The organism is Parapedobacter soli (assembly GCF_025460835.1).
GTDB lineage: Bacteria > Bacteroidota > Bacteroidia > Sphingobacteriales > Sphingobacteriaceae > Parapedobacter > Parapedobacter soli.
The window spans coordinates 1-2899 of record NZ_JAMXAY010000113.1; the positions used below are offsets into that span (position 1 = coordinate 1).

3 protein-coding genes are annotated in these 2899 nt (G+C 52.1%); 1 reads left to right on the forward strand and 2 read right to left on the reverse strand.

Translation table 11 applies throughout. From position 1 onward, the window contains the following. Positions 1–140: 140 nt before the first annotated feature. Positions 141–1400, forward strand: coding sequence for an MFS transporter (locus tag NGM62_RS21675; RefSeq protein ID WP_262250394.1), 1260 nt, complete (start codon positions 141–143; stop codon positions 1398–1400). Here NGM62_RS21675 and NGM62_RS21680 read toward each other — a convergent pair. Then, positions 1374–2180 (reverse strand): alpha/beta hydrolase, encoded by an 807-nt coding sequence (locus tag NGM62_RS21680; protein ID WP_262250395.1) that lies wholly within the window; start codon positions 2178–2180, stop codon positions 1374–1376. The genes NGM62_RS21675 and NGM62_RS21680 overlap by 27 nt on opposite strands. A 116-nt stretch (positions 2181–2296) precedes the next feature. Beyond that, complete coding sequence (locus NGM62_RS21685) at positions 2297–2839, reverse strand: NUDIX domain-containing protein (protein WP_262250396.1); 543 nt, start codon at positions 2837–2839, stop codon at positions 2297–2299. Between the last annotated feature and the right edge of the window lie 60 nt (positions 2840–2899).

A 2899-nucleotide genomic window follows, 5' to 3' on the forward strand; every position in this document is an offset into this window, starting at 1 on the left:
AATACCGTGAAAAGGTGCTAAAACTTTAAAAGCGAAATCCCTGCCACTGGGGTAACTTTTCACCGGAAGATAAATGAATCGTTACAAGAAAAGGAAAAACAACATACATCCGTAGAAAATTGATAATTTCGTCCGGTACCATGACAGCTACTTGGAAAAGAACGTTCGCCATTATATGGAGTGGGCAATTTGTGTCGCTGCTGAGTAGCTCTGCGGTCAATTTCGCCATCATCATCTGGCTTAGCCTCGAAACCGGCTCGGCCGAAGTGTTGGCGTTTGCGGCCATTGCCGCATTTCTGCCCCAAACCCTCATCGGGCCCTTTGCAGGTGTGTATATCGACCGCTGGGACCGCAAACGTACCATGGTTCTTGCCGACGGCTTCATTGCCGCCTGTACCGGGGTGATGTCTGTATTGTTTTACCTCGGCTATTCCGACCTGTTATTCATCTACATGTTGTTGGCGCTACGGTCGGTGGGATCGGCTTTCCACATGCCGGCCATGCAAGCGTCAGTGCCCTTGTTGGCCCCCGAGTCTGAACTGCTTCGTATTGGTGGCATCAACCAGGTCATCCAGTCAGTGTCCAGCATTGCCGGGCCGGCACTGGGGGCATTGGCCATCGGACTGATGGACATCGGATATGTACTGTTGCTTGACATTGGCGGGGCCATATTTGCCATCGCCTCCCTCCTGTTAGTGCACATCCCGAATCCCGAAAAAGAGCACGCGGACCAAACGACGGGCATCCGTCACGTACTGCGCGACCTCCGCCTCGGCATCGCCGCCGTTACCGCAAACCGAGGTATATCGTGGCTTTTCGGTCTTTCCATCCTCGCCACTTTCTGCATCATGCCGGTGGCGGTGTTATTCCCGCTGCTCACCCTGCAGCACTTTGGCGGTGGGAAATTCGAAATGAGTATCATCGAGGTCGTTTGGGGGATTGGAATGCTCGTGGGCGGCGGATTACTGGGGATCTTCAAGCCCACGCTGAACAAGATAGTTATTTTGAATAGTATGGACATCTTGTTGGGCATTACACTAGTCGGTTCGGGCCTATTGCCCGCAACAGGATTTATCCCCTTTGTCGCTCTCACCATTTTCGGCGGACTGGCAGCTTCCATCTATCACGCGAGCTTTAACACGGTGATCCAGGAAAAAATTAACCCCGCCATGCTGGGCCGTGTATTTTCCATGTATTTCAGCATTGCACTGCTACCCTCAATGATCGGCTTGCTAAGCACGGGATTTCTTGCCGACACGATCGGCATCAGCGTGACGTTTGTGATACTGGGCAGTATAATCGGCGTGATTGGCATCGCCTCGTTTTTCGTACCCGCATTGATGCAACTGGGTGTTAAGGACACAGTTCTCACCTCACCGGAAGAATCTATCGAAGAATAACAATTGATAACCAATAGACCGCTGCCAATACTCCCAATTGTGGGCGCCGGGACCGGTGATATAGGTGTGCGGGATATTCCGGTCGAGCAACTTGCGATGGAGTTGTTCATTTACTCCGTAAAAGAAGTCACTCGTTCCACAATCGATGATCAGCGCAAGCGAATTGGGTGTGAGCCGATGAACCAGGTTAATCACCGTGTGGCTCTCCCATCGCTCCGGATAGTCGGCATAACTACCTAATCGCTTCGCCATATCCCAGTTAAGCGGAAACGGGCGGATGTCTACCCCGCCAGCTGTGCTACCGGCAGCGCCGTAAACATCCGAATGCTTCATGGCAAGGTAAAGTGCGCCGTGCCCGCCCATACTGAGTCCGGTGATGGCTCGCCCATCGCGGTTTGCGATTGTTTTATACTGGCCATCAACCCACGTGACCAACTCGCCCGATACGAACGTCTCGTAACGGAACGAAGGGTCTACCGGACTATCCCAATACCAGCTGCCGTACCCGCCGTCGGGGCAGACAATGATTAAACCATATTGATCCGCAAAGTCTTTGATTTCAGGTGCTTTATTCACCCAGTCGGCATAGTTGCCGCTGTACCCATGCAGCAGATACACCACGGGGAATGAGTCGCGTTGAGTATAATCTTTAGGTGTAATAATAACGGTCTTCACTGTCTTATCCATTGCGTCGCTCCGTACGGATACGGTGTCGACATCGGCTGCGCGTGCTCCGACGAGGCAAACCATTGTGGTAACAATCAACAAAAGCTTCTTCATTGTTTTACAATTTCTATCGCGTGAAGGTCGGCATTCCATTTTTAGTTTGCAACCATCCGAGGCTGCGTATGAACAGGCAGTCTGTAAGCCGGCCAATATCGGATTTCAGGAAATTTTCAAGTGTCCAATATCCGCGCAGCCATCAGTATGCCGCAAGCAGAAATTGAATCGGTGATTTCTGAGCGCATCACCATGGCCACGGCCTCATCCATATGCACCCTCCTAAGTATCAATTCTTCGGTTTCCTCCGGCTCCGCATCCCCCCGCGTCAGTCCCCGTGCTAAAAAGATAAACCCCTCTTCGTCGGTGACGGAATTAGAAGTATGCAGCCGGCCGATCCGTTGCCAGTGTTCCGCGGTCAAACCTGTTTCTTCTTTCAGCTCACGCCGGGCCGTTGTCAGCGGATCTTCTCCTATCGGTCCGCCACCTTCGGGGATTTCCCACGAGTATTCGTCCAGCGGATAACGGTATTGACCAACCAGGTAAATGAAGCCGTCGTCGTCTACCGGCACGATACCGATGGCCTTATTCTTGAACTGCACGACGCCATAAACGCCCGGATTGCCGGCGGGCGTGATCACATCCCGGTGTTCTACGCGTATCCACGGATTTTCGTAGGCAACTTCTTTTTGTATCGTTTTCCAGTTATTGGCTTCCATTGGGTGCTTTTTGATAGAATGAAACCACCACCAGCATTGGTTTTAGTTTCAGGGGCGTTC

Coding starts and splice junctions, on each gene's coding strand:
- NGM62_RS21675 (WP_262250394.1), top strand. CDS start 141: ATGACAGCTACTTGGAAAAGAACGTTCGCCATTATATGGAGTGGGCAA.
- NGM62_RS21680 (WP_262250395.1), bottom strand. CDS start 2,180: ATGAAGAAGCTTTTGTTGATTGTTACCACAATGGTTTGCCTCGTCGGA.
- NGM62_RS21685 (WP_262250396.1), bottom strand. CDS start 2,839: ATGGAAGCCAATAACTGGAAAACGATACAAAAAGAAGTTGCCTACGAA.